The sequence below is a fragment of the Streptomyces sp. NPDC054849 genome, assembly GCF_053610945.1.
Genome location: NZ_JBSGZI010000021.1, coordinates 1 through 17,977, shown reverse-complemented (window position 1 = coordinate 17,977; position 17,977 = coordinate 1). Strand labels below are relative to the sequence as shown.

The window sequence follows — 17,977 nt, the reverse complement described above, 5'->3', positions numbered from 1 at the left end:
GGAGCCGCGCGGTGCGTGAGTGTCAGTGGGGGGTCGTACGGTGGACTCATGCGGCCCGTATCGAAGATCGAACGCACGGTGGCGCCTTTCGAGGTCGTCAGCTCCTACCAGCCCAGCGGCGACCAGCCGACGGCCATCGCCGAGCTGGAGAAGCGCATCCGCGCAGGTGAGAAGGATGTCGTCCTGCTGGGTGCGACCGGCACCGGCAAGTCGGCGACCACCGCCTGGATGATCGAGAAGCTTCAGCGCCCCACCCTGGTCATGGCGCCGAACAAGACCCTCGCCGCCCAGCTGGCGAACGAGTTCCGCGAGCTCCTGCCGAACAACGCCGTCGAGTACTTCGTCTCGTACTACGACTACTACCAGCCCGAGGCCTACGTTCCGCAGTCGGACACGTACATCGAGAAGGACTCCTCGATCAACGAGGAGGTGGAGCGGCTGCGCCACTCCGCGACGAACTCGCTGCTGACCCGGCGGGACGTGATCGTCGTCGCCTCCGTGTCCTGCATCTACGGCCTCGGTACCCCGCAGGAGTACGTCGACCGGATGGTCTCCCTCAAGGTGGGCGAGGAGACCGACCGGGACCAGCTGCTGCGCCGCTTCGTGGACATCCAGTACACCCGCAACGACGTGGCGTTCACCCGCGGCACCTTCCGCGTGCGCGGCGACACCATCGAGATCTTCCCGGTGTACGAGGAACTGGCCGTCCGCATCGAGATGTTCGGCGACGAGATCGAGGCCCTCTCCACCCTTCACCCGCTGACCGGCGAGGTCATCAGCGAGGACCGCGAGCTGTACGTCTTCCCCGCCAGCCACTATGTCGCCGGCCCCGAGCGCATGGAGAAGGCGATCGCCGGCATCGAGGCCGAGCTGACCGAGCGCCTCGCCGAGCTGGAGAAGCAGGGCAAGATGCTGGAGGCGCAGCGCCTGCGGATGCGCACCACGTACGACCTGGAGATGATGCGGCAGATCGGATCCTGCTCCGGCATCGAGAACTACTCGCTGCACATGGACGACCGCGAGCGGGGCTCCGCGCCCAACACCCTCATCGACTACTTCCCGGAGGACTTCCTCCTGGTCATCGACGAGTCGCACGTCACCGTGCCGCAGATCGGCGCCATGTACGAGGGCGACGCCTCCCGCAAGCGGACCCTCGTCGACCACGGCTTCCGGCTGCCGTCGGCCCTCGACAACCGGCCGCTGAAGTGGGAGGAGTTCCAGGAGCGCATCGGCCAGACGGTCTACCTGTCGGCGACCCCCGGAAAGTACGAGCTCTCGCGCGGCGACGGCTTCGTCGAGCAGATCATCCGCCCCACCGGTCTCATCGACCCCGAGGTCGTGGTCAAGCCCACCGAGGGGCAGATCGACGACCTGGTCCACGAGATCCGGCAGCGGGTGGAGAAGGACGAGCGGGTCCTGGTCACCACCCTCACCAAGAAGATGGCCGAGGACCTCACGGACTACTTCCTGGAGCTCGGCATCCAGGTCCGCTACCTGCACAGCGACGTGGACACCCTGCGCCGCATCGAGCTGCTGCGCGAGCTGCGGTCCGGCGAGTACGACGTCCTGGTCGGCATCAACCTGCTGCGCGAGGGCCTCGACCTGCCCGAGGTGTCCCTGGTGGCGATCCTCGACGCCGACAAGCAGGGCTTCCTGCGCTCCGGGACCTCGCTCATCCAGACCATCGGCCGCGCGGCGCGCAACGTCTCGGGCCAGGTGCACATGTACGCCGACAGCATCACGCCGGCGATGGCCCAGGCGATCGACGAGACCAACCGGCGCCGGGAGAAGCAGGTCGCCTACAACACCGCGAACGGGATCGACCCGCAGCCGCTGCGCAAGAAGATCAACGACATCGTGGCCACCATCGCCCGCGAGGAGCTGGACACCGAGCAGCTCCTCGGCACCGGCTACCGGCAGACGAAGGACGGCAAGGCCGTCAAGGCGCCGGTGCCCGTGCTGGGGGCCAAGGCGGTCGGGGCCAAGGCGGCCAAGGGTGCGAAGGGCGCCAAGGCGGCCGAGGTGCTCACCGACCGGCCCGCCGCCGAACTGGCCGCGCTCATCGAGCAGATGACCGAGCGTATGCGCGGGGCGGCCGCGGAGCTCCAGTTCGAGGTCGCGGCCCGGATCCGGGACGAGGTGGGCGAGCTGAAGAAGGAGTTGCGGCAGATGAAGGAAGCGGGCCTCGCCTGACTCGAAGCCTGTCAGTAGGGTTGGGTCACAGCGCCGCAGGTACACGCTGCGCGCCCGTTAATGGGGCGGGCCATGGAGAGGGGACAGCTCGTGACGGTCAACATGACCAAGGGTCAGGCCATCAGTCTGCAGAAGGCGGACGGGGGGACGCTGACCGCGGTCCGGATGGGCCTCGGCTGGCAGGCGGCGAAGCGCCGCGGACTGTTCGGCTCCCGGACGCGGGAGATCGACCTCGACGCGTCGGCGGTGCTCTTCGCCGACAAGCAGCCCGTGGACGTCGTCTTCTTCCGGCACCTGCAGAGCGACGACGGCTCGGTGCGCCACACCGGTGACAACCTCGTCGGCGGCGTCGGCCAGGGCGGGGACGACGAGGCGATCCTCGTCGACCTTCAGCGCGTGCCGGTGCACATCGACCAGATCGTCTTCACGGTGAACTCCTTCACCGGCCAGACGTTCCAGGAGGTGCAGAACGCGTTCTGCCGCATCGTCGACGAGACCAACGGCCAGGAGCTGGCCCGCTACACCCTCGACGGCGGTGGTCAGTACACCGCGCAGATCATGGCGAAGGTGTCCCGCGCGGGCGCCGGCTGGCAGATGACGGCCCTCGGGAACCCGGCCAACGGCCGCACCTTCCAGGACCTCATGCCGGCGATCCTGCCGCACCTGTAGCAGTACCGGAAAAGAAGAGAAGAAGGCACGGGGAGGGGCTGCACGATGACGGCCGAACTGGTCCGGGGGCAGAACCACCCCGTGTCCCAGAGCCGGGTGGAGATCAGGGTCTCGGCGGGCACACCCGTGCTCGCCCTGGCCTCGCTCGCCGACGAACAGGGCCGGTACTCCGGCGACGGCATACTGGCCCACCCCGGCGCCAGGTCCCTCCCCGGCGTCCGCTCGCCGGGGGAGCTCGCCGACCGGCACACCTTCGCCGTCGACCTCGACGCGGTCGCCGCCGACGTCCACCGGGTCGGCGTGCTCCTGGTCCTGCCCCCCGGCGGACCGGTGCGCTTCGGAGCGGTGCCGGCCTCCTACGTGGCCGTGGCCGACCCGGACGGCGCCGAACTCGCCGGGTACACCCTGACCGGACTGGACGCCGAGACCGCAGTGGTCGCCCTGGAGCTGTACCGGCGCCAGGGCGCCTGGAAGGTCCGCGCCGTGGGCCAGGGCTACGCCGAAGGCCTCGGCGCACTGCTGACCGACGGCGGGCTGCCCGCACCGGCCGCCGCGGCGCTGGCCGCCGAGGCGCTGCGCACGGTCGCCGAGTCCGGCGGCACGCTCGCGGCCATACCGAGCCTCGTCGGCGACCTGCGCGCCCCGCACACCCCGCCCCGGCCTCCCGCGTCCGCCCCCGAGCCGCCGGACCCGGTCCCGGTCTCCGGGGTTCCGTACGCCGGTACGCCCGGGCCCGGGCCCGCGGCCGTGCCGGGGGGCGACTCGGATGGTTCTTCACCCACCATCAGCTACGCCCACCCGCGCCGCCGCCGCACCAGCACCGAGCCGCCCGAGCCCGCACCGCGGGCGGCCGCGGCCCAGGAGCCCGGCCGGCCTCCGCGGCCCGTCGCCGGGGACGCCAGCGGCTGGTCCATGGAGGAACGGCTCTACAACCAGGTGTGGGGGATGTTCGAGGACCTGGCCCGCACGGTCGCCGCCTACCGCAGCGCCGTCGAGTTCGCCGACTCCCGCATGGACCGTGAGCTCGACGAGGCCCTTTCCGACCCGCGCCACCGCCTCGGCGGCTCCGGGAACGCCGCCCGCGACACCGCGCGGGCCCGCCGTGAGGAGCTCGTCGCGCAGGCCCAGGCCGTCCTGGACCGCGACCTCGTCCAGCTGATCGCCGAGTCGCAGGTCGTCGAGCCCGCCCTGCCGGCTTCGTACGCCCGCTGGGACAACCCCGTCTGGCACGGTCACCGCACGCCCGAGGAGAGCCCGCTGGCCCTGCGCCTGGGGGACCTGTCCCTGCCTGAGCGGCCCGATCTGCGCATCCCGATGCTCGTCCGGGTCCCGCTGGAACGCGGACTGTGGATCGACAACGGCCGTACCGGTTCCGAGGCCGCGATGACCATGGACACCGACCGGCTGCGCCGGGTCGCCATGGACATGGCCGTCGCATACGCGGTCCGGCTGCTCGCGGTCCACCCCGGGGACCGGTTCTCCGTCCACGTCATCGACGCGGCCGGCGCCGGGTCCGCCTCCCTGGCGCCCCTCGTGCGCGCCGGGGTGCTGGCCGGGCCGCCCGCCGCCGGGGCCGCGGGAGTCACCCAGACGCTCGCGCGGCTGACCCGGCGGGTGGACCTCGTACAGATGGCGCTGCGGGCCGGCGCTCCCGAGGACCTGCCCCCGGACGTGGACACGGCCGAGCAGCTGCTGATCGTGCACGATTTCCCGCACGGCTTCGACGACCGTGCCGTCACCCAGCTGCGCTACCTCGCCGACGAGGGCGCGGCGGTCGGTGTGCACCTGCTGATGGTCGCGGACCGCGACGAGGCCTCGGCCTACGGGCCGCTCCTCGACCCGTTGTGGCGCTCCCTGATGCGGCTGTCGCCGGTGCCGGACAACCATCTCGTCGACCCCTGGGTCCACCATGCGTGGACCTTCGAACCGGACCTGCCCCCGCAGGGCAGCCGGGTCCTCGAACAGGCCCTCGACCGCGTGGCGGAGGCCCGGCGCACTACCCGCCCGTGACCATTCTTTGGGACTCTCTTTACCTTTCCCGTCCATGACGGGTATGCTCGTGTGTGCGGAGGGGAGTATTCCTGCTTTCCTGCTACGGCGTACCCGTCAATACGGATCGCTGCGTTTCTGTGAGCGCAGTCGGTCCCGGGGCGCCGGCCCACGGCCTCCAGGCCGCCCGGGTGGAAGAGACCTCCGGCAGCGATGACGCTGACGAAGTGCTGAGCCATCCGCCGGAGGCGTGTTCACCATGGAAGTTTCCTGGGCCCTGTGGGTCTCGACCATTCTCGGTCTGTCCCTCCTCATAGGCGCCGATTTCTTCATCGGCCGCAAACCGCACGACGTATCGATCAAGGAAGCGGGCACCTGGACGGTAGTCTGGATCGTCCTCGCCGGACTCTTCGGACTCGGCCTGTGGTTCTTCGGCAACGCCCAGGCCTCCCAGGAGTTCTTCGCGGGCTTCATCACCGAGAAGTCCCTGAGCGTCGACAACCTCTTCGTCTTCGTCCTGATCATGGCGAAGTTCGCGGTGCCCTCCCACCTCCAGCAGCGGGTGCTGCTCGTCGGCGTGCTGATCGCCCTCGTGCTCCGCGCGATCTTCATCGCCGCAGGCGCCGCGATCATCGCCAGCTTCTCCTGGGTCTTCTACCTCTTCGGCGCCTTCCTGATCTACACCGCGTGGAAGCTGATCCAGGAGGCCCGCAAGGACGAGGAGGAAGAGGAGTTCGAGGAGAACCGCCTCCTCAAGTCCGTCGAGAAGAAGTTCGGCGTCGCCGACAAGTACCACGGCACAAAGCTCTTCATCCAGAACAACGGCAAGCGCGTGCTGACCCCGCTGATGGTCGTCATGCTCGCCATCGGCACCACCGACGTGCTGTTCGCCCTGGACTCCATCCCCGCGATCTTCGGCCTCACCCAGGACCCGTACATCGTCTTCACCGCCAACGCCTTCGCCCTGATGGGTCTGCGGCAGCTGTACTTCCTGATCGGCGGCCTGCTGAAGAAGCTGGTCCACCTCAGCTATGGCCTGTCGGTCATCCTCGGGTTCATCGGCGTCAAGCTGGTGCTGCACGCCCTCCACGAGTCCGGCGTGCACGTCCCGGTCATCTCGATCCCGGTCTCCCTGGGCGTCATCTGCGGTGTCCTGGTCATCACCACGGTCACCAGTCTGATGGCCTCGAAGAAGCAGGCGGCGGCCGAGGCCGCCGCCCGCCCCGAGAGCATCGACGCCTGACCGAGGTACGGAGCTACGCGGGGGCGGCCGCTTCGGCCGCCCCCGTTTCCGCTGCCCGGCCCGCGCCCGCCCGTCTGCGTACGACCGCCGGACTGGTCTCGGGCAGCAGGGCGAAGCAGCCCAGGCTGACCAGGGCGATCGCGCTCAGGTACAGCGCGACGCCCCACGGCGGACCGGAACCGTCCGCCAGCGCCGTCGCCACGATCGGGGTCAGCGCCCCGCCCAGCACACCGCCCAGGTTGTAGCCGACGGCCGCCCCCGTGCAGCGGATCCGCGGGGCGTACAGCTCCGGCAGGTACGCGCCCACCACCGAGAACATCGTCACCATGCCCAGCAGCGCCCCGGTGAAGCCCAGCGTCATCAGCAGGGGGTCGGCCGTACGCAAGAGCGCCACCAGCGGAAACATCCACAGCGCGCAGATCGCGCACCCCGCCAGGCACAGCGGCCGCCGCCCGTAGCGGTCACCGAGCACCGCCATCAGCGGGGTCACCAGGCCCTTGAGCGCGACCGCGGCCATGATGCAGGCCAGCATCACCGTGCGGCTCACCGCGAGGTGCTCGGTGGCGTACGCGAGGGACCAGGTGGTGACCGCGTAGAAGACGGCGTACCCCACGGCGAGCGCCCCGCCGGTCAGCAGGAGCAGCCGCCAGTGGTCCCGGACCACCTCGGCCACCGGGGCCTCGGCCCGCCGGCCGGTCGCGGCGAGCGCCCGGAACTGCGGCGTCTCCTCCACCGAGCGGCGCAGCCAGAGCCCGGCCAGCGCCAGCAGCCCGGCCGCCCAGAACGGCACCCGCCACCCCCAGGAGATGAACTGGGCGTCGGTCAGCGACGCGGACAGCGCCAGCATCAGGCCGTTGGCCAGCAGAAAGCCCACCGCCGGGCCGATCTGCGGGAAGCTCGACCACAGCCCGCGGCGGTCCTCGGGGGCGTGCTCGGCGGTCAGCAGCACCGCGCCGCCCCACTCGCCGCCGAGCCCGAGGCCCTGCAGGAAGCGCAGCAGGAGCAGCAGCACCGGCGCGGCCACGCCGATCGAGCCGTACGTCGGCACGCAGCCGACGGCGACCGTGGCGAGGCCGGTGAGCAGCAGGGAGCCGAGCAGGACCGGGCGCCGGCCGTAGCGGTCGCCGATGTGGCCGAAGACCGCGGAACCCAGCGGGCGGGCCAGGAAGCCGACGCCGAAGGTGCCGAAGGCGGCGAGGGTGCCGGCGAGCGGAGAGAAGGCGGGGAAGAAGAGCGGGCCGAGGACGAGGGCCGCGGCTGTTCCGTAGACGAAGAAGTCGTAGAACTCGATGGCGGTCCCGGCGAGCGAGGCCGAGGCCGGCCGCAGCATGCCGGGGCGGGCGGCGCCGCCGGTTACGGCGGGCGGTGCAGTGGGGGTGGGGGCGGTGGGGGCGGTGGACGTGGGGGTGGGGCTCGGCGAGGCGGTGGGGGAGGCCGCGGGGGGTGGGGAGGGGTCCTGGTGCATGCTGCACCAGATACCCGCTCCCCGGCTCCGGGGACGTGCGTTCGGCCGTCAACGACCGGAAGGAGTGCGCCGCGTACCCGGCTTGACGCGTTGTGGTGCCTACCAGCCGCGCTCGCGCCATTCGGCGAGGTGCGGACGCTCGGCGCCGAGTGTGGTGTCGTTGCCGTGGCCCGGGTAGACCCAGGTCTCGTCCGACAGCTGCCCGAAGAGCTTGTTCTCGACGTCGTCGATCAGGCTCGCGAAGGCCTTCGCGTCGCCCGAGGTGTTGCCGACGCCGCCCGGGAAGAGGCAGTCGCCGGTGAACACGTGCGCGTGGCCGTGCGGGTCGTCGTAGATCAGGGCGATCGAGCCGGGGGTGTGGCCGACCAGGTGGCGAGCGGTCAGCTCGACCCGCCCGACGCGCACGGTGTCACCGTCCGCGACCAGGACGTCGGTCGCCACCGGGATGCCCTCGGCGTCGTGGGCGCCCGCGTAGGTGGTCGCCCCGGTCGCCGCGACCACCTCGGCGAGGGCGCCCCAGTGGTCGCCGTGCCGGTGGGTGGTGACGACGGAGGCGATGCCGTCGTCCCCGATCAGGCTCAGCAGCGTGCCCGCCTCGGCGGCGGCGTCGATGAGCAGCTGCTCGTCGGTCGCGCGGCAGCGCAGCAGGTACGCGTTGTTGTTCATGGAACCCACCGCGACCTTGGAAATCATCAGGTCCGCGAGCTCGTGCACGTCGGCCGGACCGCCGACCTTGACCTCTCCGGTGTACGTCATGCCTTGATCCTAGAGCGGCGGGAGCGTGGGGAGGGGGCCGCCCGTGGCCGACAGCGAGGCGCCCTTGTCGCCGCGGCCGGCCAGCCAGGCCAGCAGACCGGCGGCGGTGCCGGACACCGTCACGGCCGGGTCCCCGGTGGAGCCCGTGCGCCAGGCGCGCCCGTCGGCCGTCACCAGGGAGACCGGCGGAACCTCCGGACGCCCGGACCAGCGGTCGGCGAGGAAGACGATCTCGCGGTCGGTGAATTCGTCCGGGAGGTCGGAGAGCTCGTATCCGATGTTCAGGTCGACGTGGTGCAGCTCGACCTCGACGAGGCGGCGGAACGGCACGTTGGCGGCGAGGTCGGTGACACCGTTGCGCAGCTCGACGGTGCGTGACCAGTCCTGATCGGGCTCGGTGACGGCGAGGAAGCGGGCCGCGGAATCACGGAGGTCCGCCAGGTGTTCTTCCAGAGGCCTGCCGGCGTCGCGTGCGATGTCCGCGTCGCGCGCCGAGCCGCTCTCGTACATGGGGCGCCCCTCGAGGACGTTCACGAGGGCGTCGGCGTTGCGTGCGAGGTGGGCCAGGATGTGGCCGCGGGTCCAGCCGGGGAGGTGTGACTCCTCGGAGAGGGCGGCGTTGTCCAGTTTCGCGACCGCGGTCAGCAGCCGGTCCGTGGCTTCACGTACAGATCGCAGGTCGTGCACATGATCAGTCATGACGCCGAGCCTAGTGGTTTCCGGCCTTTGGCCACACGATCGGGTGACGAGGTCTGCGGAGTGCCGTAAATCGAATGCGCGTGCTATACGCTCGAAGTTCAGACTCCATCTCCACTGCAGAGGCGCCCCCCATACCCTGGGACGGGGGCCCGTGCCCCCCGCTCTCTCAAGAAAGGTGCGGACCGGCGTGACCGACCGTCTCATCGTTCGTGGCGCTCGCGAGCACAACCTCAAGAACGTCTCGCTCGACCTGCCCCGCGATTCGCTCATCGTCTTCACCGGACTCTCCGGGTCGGGCAAGTCCTCCCTGGCCTTCGACACGATCTTCGCCGAGGGCCAGCGCCGCTACGTCGAGTCGCTCTCGTCGTACGCCCGCCAATTCCTCGGGCAGATGGACAAGCCCGACGTCGACTTCATCGAGGGCCTCTCCCCGGCCGTCTCGATCGACCAGAAGTCGACCTCGCGCAACCCGCGCTCGACCGTGGGCACCATCACCGAGGTCTACGACTACCTCCGCCTGCTCTTCGCCCGCATCGGCAAGCCGCACTGCCCGGAGTGCCGCCGCCCCATCTCGCGCCAGTCACCGCAGGCGATCGTCGACAAGGTGCTCGCACTCCCCGAGGGCAGCCGCTTCCAGGTGCTCTCGCCGCTGGTGCGCGAGCGCAAGGGCGAGTTCGTCGACCTCTTCTCCGACCTCCAGACCAAGGGCTACAGCCGGGCGCGGGTGGACGGGGAGACCATCCAGCTCTCCGAGCCGCCCACGCTGAAGAAGCAGGAGAAGCACACCATCGAGGTGGTCATCGACCGCCTCACCGTCAAGGACAGTGCCAAGCGCCGGCTCACCGACTCCGTGGAGACGGCCCTCGGCCTCTCCGGCGGCATGGTGATCCTGGACTTCGTCGACCTCGCCGAGGACGACCCCGAGCGTGAGCGGATGTACTCCGAGCACCTCTACTGCCCCTACGACGACCTGTCCTTCGAGGAGCTGGAGCCGCGCTCCTTCTCCTTCAACTCGCCCTTCGGCGCCTGCCCCGAGTGCACGGGCATCGGCACGCGCATGGAGGTGGACCCCGAGCTGATCATCCCGGACCCGGAGAAGTCCCTCGACGAGGGCGCGGTCTCACCGTGGTCGCTCGGCCACACCAAGGACTACTTCCAGCGGCTGATCGGCGCGCTCGCCGGGGAACTCGGCTTCCGCACCGACATCCCGTGGGCCGGGCTGCCGGTACGCGCGAAGAAGGCCCTGCTCCACGGGCACAAGACACAGATCGAGGTCCGCTACCGCAACCGGTACGGGCGGGAGCGGGCCTACACGACGGCCTTCGAGGGCGCGGTGCCGTTCGTCAAGCGGCGGCACGCGGAGTCGGAGAGCGACGCCAGCCGCGAGCGCTTCGAGGGCTACATGCGCGAAGTGCCCTGCCCGACCTGTGAGGGCACCCGCCTCAAGCCGATCGTGCTCGCCGTGACGGTGATGGAGAAGTCCATCGCCGAGGTCGCCGCCATGTCGATCAGCGAGTGCGCGGACTTCCTGGGGCGGATGCGCCTCGACGCCCGCGACAAGAAGATCGCCGAGCGGGTCCTGAAGGAGGTCAACGAGCGGCTCCGCTTCCTCGTGGACGTCGGTCTCGACTACCTCTCGCTCAACCGGGCCGCCGGCACGCTGTCGGGCGGCGAGGCCCAGCGCATCCGGCTCGCCACGCAGATCGGCTCCGGCCTGGTCGGCGTGCTGTACGTGCTGGACGAGCCCTCCATCGGCCTGCACCAGCGCGACAACCACCGGCTGATCGAGACGCTGGTGCGGCTGCGGGACATGGGCAACACGCTCATCGTCGTCGAGCACGACGAGGACACCATCAAGGTCGCCGACTGGGTCGTGGACATCGGTCCGGGCGCGGGCGAGCACGGCGGCAAGGTGGTGCACAGCGGTTCCCTGAAGGACCTGCTGAACAACACCGAGTCGATGACCGGGCAGTACCTGTCCGGAAAGAAGTCCATCGCGCTGCCGGACGTACGCCGGCCCGTGAACGGGGAGCGCAGGCTCACCGTCCACGGCGCCAAGGAGAACAACCTGCAGGACATCGACGTGTCCTTCCCCCTGGGTGTGCTCACGGCCGTGACCGGTGTGTCGGGCTCGGGCAAGTCGACGCTGGTCAACGACATCCTCTACACGCACCTGGCCCGCGAGCTGAACGGCGCCCGCTCGGTGCCGGGGCGGCACACGCGGGTGGACGGCGACGAGCTCGTCGACAAGGTGGTGCACGTCGACCAGTCGCCGATCGGCCGGACCCCCCGGTCCAACCCGGCGACGTACACCGGTGTCTTCGACCACGTGCGCAGGCTCTTCGCGGAGACGATGGAGGCGAAGGTGCGCGGCTACCTGCCGGGCCGCTTCTCCTTCAACGTCAAGGGCGGCCGGTGCGAGAACTGCTCCGGCGACGGCACGATCAAGATCGAGATGAACTTCCTGCCGGACGTCTACGTCCCGTGCGAGGTGTGCCACGGCGCCCGGTACAACCGGGAGACGCTGGAGGTCCACTACAAGGGCAAGTCCATCGCGGAAGTCCTGAACATGCCGATCGAGGAGGCGCTGGGCTTCTTCGAGGCGGTGCCGACGATCGCGCGTCACCTGAAGACGCTGAACGAGGTCGGACTGGGTTACGTCCGCCTCGGGCAGTCCGCGCCGACCCTGTCGGGTGGTGAGGCGCAGCGCGTGAAGCTGGCCTCAGAGCTCCAGAAGCGGTCGACGGGCCGGACGGTGTACGTGCTGGACGAGCCGACGACGGGTCTGCACTTCGAGGACATCTCGAAGCTGATCAAGGTTCTTTCAGGGCTGGTCGACAAGGGGAACTCGGTGATCGTCATCGAGCACAACCTGGATGTCATCAAGACCGCGGACTGGGTCATCGACATGGGTCCCGAGGGCGGGTACGGCGGCGGCCTGGTGGTGGCCGAGGGCACGCCCGAGCAGGTCGCGTCGGTGGGTGCGAGCCACACGGGCAAGTTCCTGCGGGACATCCTGGGCGCGGACCGCGTCTCCGACGGGACGCCTGCGGCGCGGACGCCGGCCAAGAAGGCGCCCGCCGCGAAGAGGGCTGCCGCCGCCCCGGCCAAGAAGGCTGCGGCCGCTGCGAAGAAGGCCGCCGCCGCCCCGACGGCCAAAAAGGTGACGCGGGCCCGCAAGGCCTGACGTTGCGCTGGGCGGGGGCGTGGGCGGTGCCGTGTCCGACTGCGGCGCCGCTGCCGGGGGCGCCGCCCCCGGACCCCCGCGCCTCAAACGCCGGCGGGGCTGGAGAGGGAGGCGCTGCCCGTACCCCGCGCCAAACGCCGCCCGCGGGGCTGGAGAGAGGGGCGCTGCCCCGACCCCCGCGCCTCAGACGCCGGCGGGGCTGGAGAGGGGGGCGCTGCCCGGACCCCCGCGCCTCAAACGCCGGCGGGGCTGGGTGTGGCGGTCCCGCGTGGTTCAAGCGACGGCGGCGCTGGATGGGGGCGCTGCCCTCCGGGCAGCGGTGTTGTCAGGCCGCCACCCCGACCGCGTGGCCCGTGTAGGCCGGGTCGGTCAGGGTGGTGAGGAGTGCGTCCGCGACGTCCGCGCGAGCGATGACGCGGCCGCCGCGGACGTTGGCGCCGATCGCGCGGCGGTAGGTGCCGGTGCGGGGCTTGTTGCGGAGCATCGGAGGGCGGATGACCGTCCACCGGGCTTCGCTCTCGCCCATCTCCGCCTCCATCACCGCGAGGTCCGCGTAGAGGTCGCGCAGGAATCGGCGCAGCAGCGGGTAGACCACCGCTCGGGTGAACAGGCTCTCGCCGTCCGGCAGCGGGCCGACCGGGGCCGCGCTGACCGCCGAGAGGCGGGACACGCCCGCCCGGTCCATCGCCGCGAGGATGGAGCGTATCGCCGGGCCCGTGACCGGAGCCGCCTTGGCCTGCTTGTTGCCGGCCGCGCCGAGCGCGGAGATCACAGCCGACCGGCCCGCCACGACGGGGACGAGTGCGTCCTCGTCCGTCAGATCGGAGACGACGGCCACCCGAAGGCGGTCGTGGGCCGGGACGTTCAGCCGCGCAGGGTTCCGGACGACCGCGGTCACCTCGTGCCCTGCGTCGAGTGCCTGCCGCACGACCTCGCGGCCGACGCCGCCCGTCGCTCCGAACACCGTGATCTTCATGGTTGCCCCCTGGCCGAAGAGACGGAACGCGCGTTGGGTGAGCATTCACTCACCCCTCCTCCGCTAGGGTGAGTGAATGCTCACCTCGAAGTCAAGCCGCCCCACCCCGGAGCGTCTTCTCGACGCCGCCGAGAAGCTGATGCGCACCAGCGGCCTGGCCAACGCCACCACCAAGGCCATCGCGCGCGAGGCCGGCTGCTCGGAGGCCGCGCTCTACAAGCACTTCGCGAACAAGGAGGAGCTGTTCGTCCGCGTGCTGATGGAGCGCACCCCCAATGCGGGCCCCCTGATGGCGGCCCTGCGGGCCGACCTGGGGGAGCTGGGGGGCGAGGAGGGGCTCGCCGACGTGGCCCGGCACGCCTCGCTGTTCTACGCCGACGCCATGCCCATGGCCGCCTCGCTCTTCGCCGAGCCCGCCCTGCTCACCCGCCACCGCGAGGGCGTCCGGGAGATCGGGGCCGGCCCGCACCTGGTCCTGGACGCGCTGGCCGGGCTGCTGCTGCGCGAGCGCGACGCCGGCCGGCTTCGGCCCGACGCCGATCCGCGGGCCGCCGCGGCGCTGCTGCTCGGCGCCTGCTTCCAGCGGGCCTTCTTCCTGCACTTCTCCGGCGCCGAAGTGGTCCAGCCGGTGGAGAAGTTCGCTCCGGCCGTTGCGCGCACCGTCTGGGCCGCGCTGCGCTGAAGCGTCAGAGTTCCGCCGCGTACGGCGGCTCCGCGCCCGCCCGGGTGCAGGTCAGGGCCGCCGCGTGGGCGGCGTAGGCCAGGACGTCCGGCCAGTCCACCGGCCTGCCCGGGTCGTCGGCGAGCCGGTGCAGCAGGGCGGCGTTGACGGTGTCGCCCGCCCCGATCGTGTCCGCCACCGCGACCTGCCGGGCCGCCGCCGAGTGCTCCGCGCCCTCCCGCGTCCAGACCGTCAGGCCCGCCGCGCCCCGCGTCAGCACCACCGCCGACGGCCCGGCCGCCAGCCAGTCCGGGACCCGCCCGCCCAGCCAGGCCGCGTCCTCCTCCGACAGCTTGAGGACGGTCGTGTGCGGTAGCAGCCGGTCCAGGATGCGTGCGCGGTACGCCGCCGGGTCCGCGATCAGCGCCGGCCGGATGTTCGGGTCCAGCAGCGTCAGCAGCCCGCGCCGCGACTCCCGGCGCAGCAGGGCCTCGTACGCGCTCGCGCCCGGTTCCAGGACCAGCGAGCAGGTGCCGAGCGCGAGGGCCCGTACGCCGTCCGGGAGGGCGGGCGGCAGGGTGAACAGCCGGTCCGCCGTGCCTTCGACGTAGAAGCCGTACGAGGCGGAGCCGTCCGGTGCCAGCGAGGGCACGGCGAGGGTGGTCGGCTCCGGTCCGCGCTGGACCAGCGACACGTCCACCCCGGCCGCCCGCAGCCCGGCCAGCAGGCTCTCGCCGAAGCCGTCCGCCGAGACCCGGGAACAGAAGGCCACCTCCGCGCCGAGCCGCCCGAGGGCCAGCGCGGTGTTGTACGGTCCTCCGCCCGGCCGGGGCAGCAGCGCGCCGGGCGGCCGGTCCACGGGCACCAGGTCGATGAGGGCTTCTCCGCCGACGACGATCACGCGGGGGAAGCTACCTCATGGGACGGCGGTATCGTCGGGTGGGCCGGTGCCCCGGCCGGGCTCCGGCCCGAGCCCCCCGGCCGCGCCCCCGCCCCACCGTGCCCGCACCCAGGAGAACCGCATGCCCGCGCCGCAGTCAGCCGCCCGCCGTACCGTCCTCAAGGGCGCCGCCGCGCTCGCCGGGGCCGCCGGCGGCGCAGTGACGCTCGCGGCCTGCTCCACCGCCACCAACAGCGGGGGCAACACCCCCGCGACCCCCACCGCGCCGGTGGACCTGGGCGCCGCGGCCGATGTCCCGGTGGGCGGCGCGAAGCTGTACCGGGAGCGGAAGCTGATCGTCAGCTGCTCGGCGGAGGGTCGGTACACGGCGTTCAGCGCCCAGTGCACGCACGCCGGCTGCGTCCTGGACAAGATCGTCGAGGGTGAGGGCAACTGCCCCTGCCACGGCAGCCGCTTCGACGTGACCACCGGCGAAGTCGTCAAGGGTCCCGCCACCGACCCGCTGCCCGCCGTCCCGGTCAAGGCTGAGAACGGCAGGCTCGTCGCGGGCTGAGCCGCTGCCTCGCTGCCCCGCTGACTCGTCCGCCCGTCCGCCCGTCCGCCCGTCCGTCCGCCCGTCCGCCCGTCCGCCCGTCCGGCCGACCGGCCTGGACTCAGTCCCAGTCCCAGGCGATCCCGAGGATCCCGCGCCGGACCGCCTGCTCCACCAGGTGCACCGCCCGGTGCCGGCCGCTCGGCGTCAGGTCCGCGAGTCCGGTGCGCGGGGCCTCGGGACCGGTGCGGGCGAAGCGCCGGCAGCGCACCGGCAGGGCCGCCTCGTCGAAACGGACCTGGAGCATGTACTGGCCGCCCGCATAGCTGAAGCCGCGCACGTACTCGCCGCTGCGGGCGCCGGTGCCGTCCTCGATGCCGTAGCCGAAGACGTAGGTGTCCCCGCGCCGCAGCCGGGCGTCGAAGAGCAGCTCCGCGACCACCACCCCGGCCTCCGGGTGGCACCGCACCCGGCCCGTGCGGCAGTTCTCGTACGCCGTCACGCGCATCCGGGACACGTCGCAGCCCGGGTCGCCGTGGTGGACGGCGAGGTAGCGGTCGACCCCGTCGCGGTGCGCCCGGACGATCTGCTGGGACTCGCGGGTCCGCATCTCGCCCGCCGGTCCGATGCGGACCCGCTCGTGGTGTCCGACCGAGTGCAGTCCGCCGTCCGGCGGGAGATCCATCCCGTCCAGCAGCCGCTCCACCGTTCCGCCCATGCTGAACAGGGCCCGGTACGGGCGGGTGGCCGGGCGGGCGGGCCCGGAGCCGGGCTCCGGGACGGCCAGCAGGCGCACGAGGGCGCCGTCGGGCAGCTCCAGGATCCGCTCCAGGGCGGTGACGGCCCGCAGCGACTCCGCGTGCTGCGGCCGGCGGGCGCCCTGCTGCCAGTAACTGAGGCTGGTGACGCCGACCTTGATGCCCTGGGCCGCGAGCCGGTGCTGCACCCGGTGCAGGGGGAGTCCGCGCGCGGCGAGGGCGGCGCGCAGGGCGAGGTGGAAGGGGCCGCCGCGCAGCAACTGGCTGAGTTCCGCCGTGTCCCCGGTCGGCCGCATGGCGACTCCTCTGTGAACGTTCACACGCACCGGCGCGGAGGACCGCGGCGGCGGTCCCGGGGACCAGGTGAAACGACAGCAACCGTTCACACCACAGCCCCACCGTTCACACTGCGATGTCACCGCGTATTGAAGCGTGTTGACCTGATCGCGACAACTCCCTGATGCTCCTCCACAGCGTCCGGACGCGCTCCTCCACCCCCCACTCCCCACCTCGGGAGGAACGCGATGCGCAACCGAAACTGGCGGCTTTCCCCGGCCGCCCTCCTCACCGTCCTGCTCCTCGCCCTGTCCGCCGGCACCGCCACCGCCGCCGATGCCGGCTCGGACACCGCGAGCGCAGCCCTCGCCTCCAAGCGCCTGAACATCACCATGCAGGCCCAGCAGAAGACCAACTGGTGCTGGGCCGCGGGCGGCAACACCATCGCCACCTGGTTCGGCCGCACGTACAGCCAGAACCAGTTCTGCAACGCCGCTTTCAACCGCCCGCAGGGCTCCGACTGCCCCAACAACCAGGCCACCCTGGGCAACGTCCAGACCGGGCTGCGCTGGGCGGGCGTCAACCCCGGCTCGTACGTCAACGGCTGGCTCCAGTACTCCACCGTCCAGACCGAGATCAACGCCAACCGCCCGATCGAGACCCGGATCCAGTGGTCCGGAGGCGGCGGCCACATGCACGTCGTCTACGGCTACGACACCGCGGGCAACTGGGTCTACTGGGGCGACCCCTGGCCCTCCAGCGACCGCTACAACTGGGCCTCGCACGCCTGGTACGTGAACAACAACACCTTCTCCTGGACCCACTCGCTCTACCGGATCGGGGCGTGACCGCCATGACCCTGCGCGCCACCGCCACCGCCGCCGGCGCGGTTCTCGCCGCCACCGCCCTCCTCGGGCTCGCCCCGCAGGCGTCCGCGGCCCCCGTGCCGCAGCCCCAGGGCGCCACCGCCGAGACCAGGGCCGCCGCCGCGCAGGCGGCGGCCGCCCCCGACACCCTGGCCACCCTCTCCCGCTTCTTCGCCCGCGAAGGCCGGCTCTCCCCGGACGCCGCGCAGCCGCGCATCCAGGGCGAGGCGATACCGGTCCATCACCTCTCCCCGGACTTCGTCGCGGGTAAGGCGGGTGCGTCCGTCGCCCGCCTGGAGTTCCTCGCCAGCAGGGCGGTCTCCTCCGACGGGCAGCAGGCCGCCCTGTGGACCGCGCAGACGGAGGCCGGCTGGCAGGTCGTGAACATCGCCACCGGCGACGACGAATTCCGCTACGCGCGACTGGGCGTCTCGAAACTGCCCGGCGGGACGGTCTTCCGGGAACCGCAGATCGACGCCTGGTATGTGGCCGGGGGCAGCCGGGTGCTGCCGCTGGACGAAGACGCCGTGCGGGCGGTGGGCGCCGGGGGCACCACGCTGAACGCGTACCGGAGCCGGGTCGCGGCGGCGTACGGGGCCAAGCTCCCCGGCTCCGCCTATGCCGAAGGGGGCATGGCGGGTGGTTACGCGGAGGGCTCGGCCGAGGCCGTCGCTGCCGGGGCTCCGGTGGGCTTGGCAGGCGCCGGCGCCGGGGCGCTTGCGCTGAGCGGGGCCGGGGTGCTGGTCCTGCGGCGCCGCCGGGCCGCCGCCGCTTAGCCGAGCGACCGCAGGGCCCGGCCTCCCGCC

15 protein-coding genes are annotated in these 17,977 nt (G+C 71.9%); 9 read left to right on the top strand and 6 right to left on the bottom strand.

Features of this window, described 5'->3' with window-relative positions; all coding sequences use genetic code 11:
* Positions 1-48 precede the first annotated feature (48 nt).
* The 4 genes from uvrB (at position 49) to ACWGIF_RS12385 (ending at position 6,094) form a co-directional block, all read left to right on the top strand.
* Positions 49-2,193 carry an excinuclease ABC subunit UvrB gene (gene uvrB / locus ACWGIF_RS12400; RefSeq protein WP_453495038.1) on the top strand — a complete coding sequence of 715 codons (2,145 nt, stop codon included), beginning with the start codon at positions 49-51 and terminating at the stop codon, positions 2,191-2,193.
* A gap of 90 nt (positions 2,194-2,283) precedes the next feature.
* Complete coding sequence (locus tag ACWGIF_RS12395) at positions 2,284-2,862, top strand: TerD family protein (RefSeq protein WP_030762430.1); 579 nt, start codon at positions 2,284-2,286, stop codon at positions 2,860-2,862.
* Positions 2,863-2,907: 45 nt separating this feature from the next.
* Positions 2,908-4,872 (top strand): TerD family protein, encoded by a 1,965-nt coding sequence (locus ACWGIF_RS12390; RefSeq protein ID WP_453495035.1) that lies wholly within the window; start codon positions 2,908-2,910, stop codon positions 4,870-4,872.
* A gap of 238 nt (positions 4,873-5,110) precedes the next feature.
* On the top strand, positions 5,111-6,094 hold the full coding sequence (locus tag ACWGIF_RS12385; RefSeq protein ID WP_453495032.1) for a TerC family protein: 984 nt from the start codon (positions 5,111-5,113) through the stop codon (positions 6,092-6,094).
* Positions 6,095-6,107: 13 nt separating this feature from the next.
* Here the strand turns inward: ACWGIF_RS12385 and ACWGIF_RS12380 are convergent, their stop codons facing one another.
* From ACWGIF_RS12380 to ACWGIF_RS12370, 3 genes are all read right to left on the bottom strand, one after another.
* Positions 6,108-7,424 carry an MFS transporter gene (locus ACWGIF_RS12380; protein WP_453495230.1) on the bottom strand — a complete coding sequence of 439 codons (1,317 nt, stop codon included), beginning with the start codon at positions 7,422-7,424 and terminating at the stop codon, positions 6,108-6,110.
* A gap of 234 nt (positions 7,425-7,658) precedes the next feature.
* A complete protein-coding gene (locus tag ACWGIF_RS12375; RefSeq protein ID WP_453495029.1) occupies positions 7,659-8,315 on the bottom strand; it encodes an MBL fold metallo-hydrolase in 657 nt (218 codons plus the stop codon).
* 9 nt (positions 8,316-8,324) lie between these two features.
* Positions 8,325-9,014, bottom strand: a complete 690-nt coding sequence (locus tag ACWGIF_RS12370; RefSeq protein WP_453495027.1) for a maleylpyruvate isomerase family mycothiol-dependent enzyme — start codon at positions 9,012-9,014, stop codon at positions 8,325-8,327.
* Between the two features lie 187 nt (positions 9,015-9,201).
* Between ACWGIF_RS12370 and uvrA the strand changes: the two genes are divergently transcribed.
* Positions 9,202-12,201: an excinuclease ABC subunit UvrA gene (gene uvrA / locus ACWGIF_RS12365; RefSeq protein WP_453495024.1), complete on the top strand. Its 3,000-nt coding sequence runs from the start codon at positions 9,202-9,204 to the stop codon at positions 12,199-12,201.
* Positions 12,202-12,526: 325 nt separating this feature from the next.
* On the opposite strand, the gene ACWGIF_RS12360 is transcribed toward uvrA, so the two are convergent.
* Positions 12,527-13,222, bottom strand: coding sequence for an NAD(P)-dependent oxidoreductase (locus tag ACWGIF_RS12360; protein ID WP_453495021.1), 696 nt, complete (start codon positions 13,220-13,222; stop codon positions 12,527-12,529).
* 31 nt (positions 13,223-13,253) lie between these two features.
* Here ACWGIF_RS12360 and ACWGIF_RS12355 point away from each other — a divergent pair, with 31 nt between their 5' ends.
* Positions 13,254-13,859 carry a TetR/AcrR family transcriptional regulator gene (locus ACWGIF_RS12355; protein WP_453495018.1) on the top strand — a complete coding sequence of 202 codons (606 nt, stop codon included), beginning with the start codon at positions 13,254-13,256 and terminating at the stop codon, positions 13,857-13,859.
* Positions 13,860-13,863: 4 nt separating this feature from the next.
* Here the strand turns inward: ACWGIF_RS12355 and ACWGIF_RS12350 are convergent, their stop codons facing one another.
* Positions 13,864-14,739, bottom strand: a complete 876-nt coding sequence (locus ACWGIF_RS12350; protein ID WP_453495015.1) for a carbohydrate kinase family protein — start codon at positions 14,737-14,739, stop codon at positions 13,864-13,866.
* Between the two features lie 121 nt (positions 14,740-14,860).
* Between ACWGIF_RS12350 and ACWGIF_RS12345 the strand changes: the two genes are divergently transcribed.
* A complete protein-coding gene (locus tag ACWGIF_RS12345) occupies positions 14,861-15,292 on the top strand; it encodes a Rieske (2Fe-2S) protein (protein ID WP_453495012.1) in 432 nt (143 codons plus the stop codon).
* A gap of 100 nt (positions 15,293-15,392) precedes the next feature.
* Here the strand turns inward: ACWGIF_RS12345 and ACWGIF_RS12340 are convergent, their stop codons facing one another.
* Complete coding sequence (locus tag ACWGIF_RS12340; protein ID WP_453495009.1) at positions 15,393-16,325, bottom strand: hypothetical protein; 933 nt, start codon at positions 16,323-16,325, stop codon at positions 15,393-15,395.
* A gap of 228 nt (positions 16,326-16,553) precedes the next feature.
* Between ACWGIF_RS12340 and ACWGIF_RS12335 the strand changes: the two genes are divergently transcribed.
* Entirely contained in the window at positions 16,554-17,153 is a 600-nt protein-coding gene (locus ACWGIF_RS12335; RefSeq protein ID WP_453495006.1) for a papain-like cysteine protease family protein, read from the top strand.
* 5 nt (positions 17,154-17,158) lie between these two features.
* The gene (locus ACWGIF_RS12330; protein WP_453495227.1) at positions 17,159-17,947 is read left to right on the top strand and encodes a hypothetical protein; all 789 of its coding nucleotides are present in this window, start codon (positions 17,159-17,161) and stop codon (positions 17,945-17,947) included.
* The last annotated feature ends 30 nt before the right edge of the window (positions 17,948-17,977 follow it).

Bases quoted from the DNA above. Each gene is read 5' to 3' on its own strand.
- uvrB (WP_453495038.1), top strand. From the start codon at position 49: ATGCGGCCCGTATCGAAGATCGAACGCACGGTGGCGCCTTTCGAGGTC.
- ACWGIF_RS12390 (WP_453495035.1), top strand. From the start codon at position 2,908: ATGACGGCCGAACTGGTCCGGGGGCAGAACCACCCCGTGTCCCAGAGC.
- ACWGIF_RS12385 (WP_453495032.1), top strand. From the start codon at position 5,111: ATGGAAGTTTCCTGGGCCCTGTGGGTCTCGACCATTCTCGGTCTGTCC.
- ACWGIF_RS12380 (WP_453495230.1), bottom strand. From the start codon at position 7,424: ATGCTGCGGCCGGCCTCGGCCTCGCTCGCCGGGACCGCCATCGAGTTC.
- ACWGIF_RS12375 (WP_453495029.1), bottom strand. From the start codon at position 8,315: ATGACGTACACCGGAGAGGTCAAGGTCGGCGGTCCGGCCGACGTGCAC.
- ACWGIF_RS12370 (WP_453495027.1), bottom strand. From the start codon at position 9,014: ATGACTGATCATGTGCACGACCTGCGATCTGTACGTGAAGCCACGGAC.
- ACWGIF_RS12360 (WP_453495021.1), bottom strand. From the start codon at position 13,222: ATGCTCACCCAACGCGCGTTCCGTCTCTTCGGCCAGGGGGCAACCATG.
- ACWGIF_RS12355 (WP_453495018.1), top strand. From the start codon at position 13,254: ATGCTCACCTCGAAGTCAAGCCGCCCCACCCCGGAGCGTCTTCTCGAC.
- ACWGIF_RS12345 (WP_453495012.1), top strand. From the start codon at position 14,861: ATGCCCGCGCCGCAGTCAGCCGCCCGCCGTACCGTCCTCAAGGGCGCC.
- ACWGIF_RS12340 (WP_453495009.1), bottom strand. From the start codon at position 16,325: ATGCGGCCGACCGGGGACACGGCGGAACTCAGCCAGTTGCTGCGCGGC.
- ACWGIF_RS12335 (WP_453495006.1), top strand. From the start codon at position 16,554: ATGCGCAACCGAAACTGGCGGCTTTCCCCGGCCGCCCTCCTCACCGTC.
- ACWGIF_RS12330 (WP_453495227.1), top strand. From the start codon at position 17,159: ATGACCCTGCGCGCCACCGCCACCGCCGCCGGCGCGGTTCTCGCCGCC.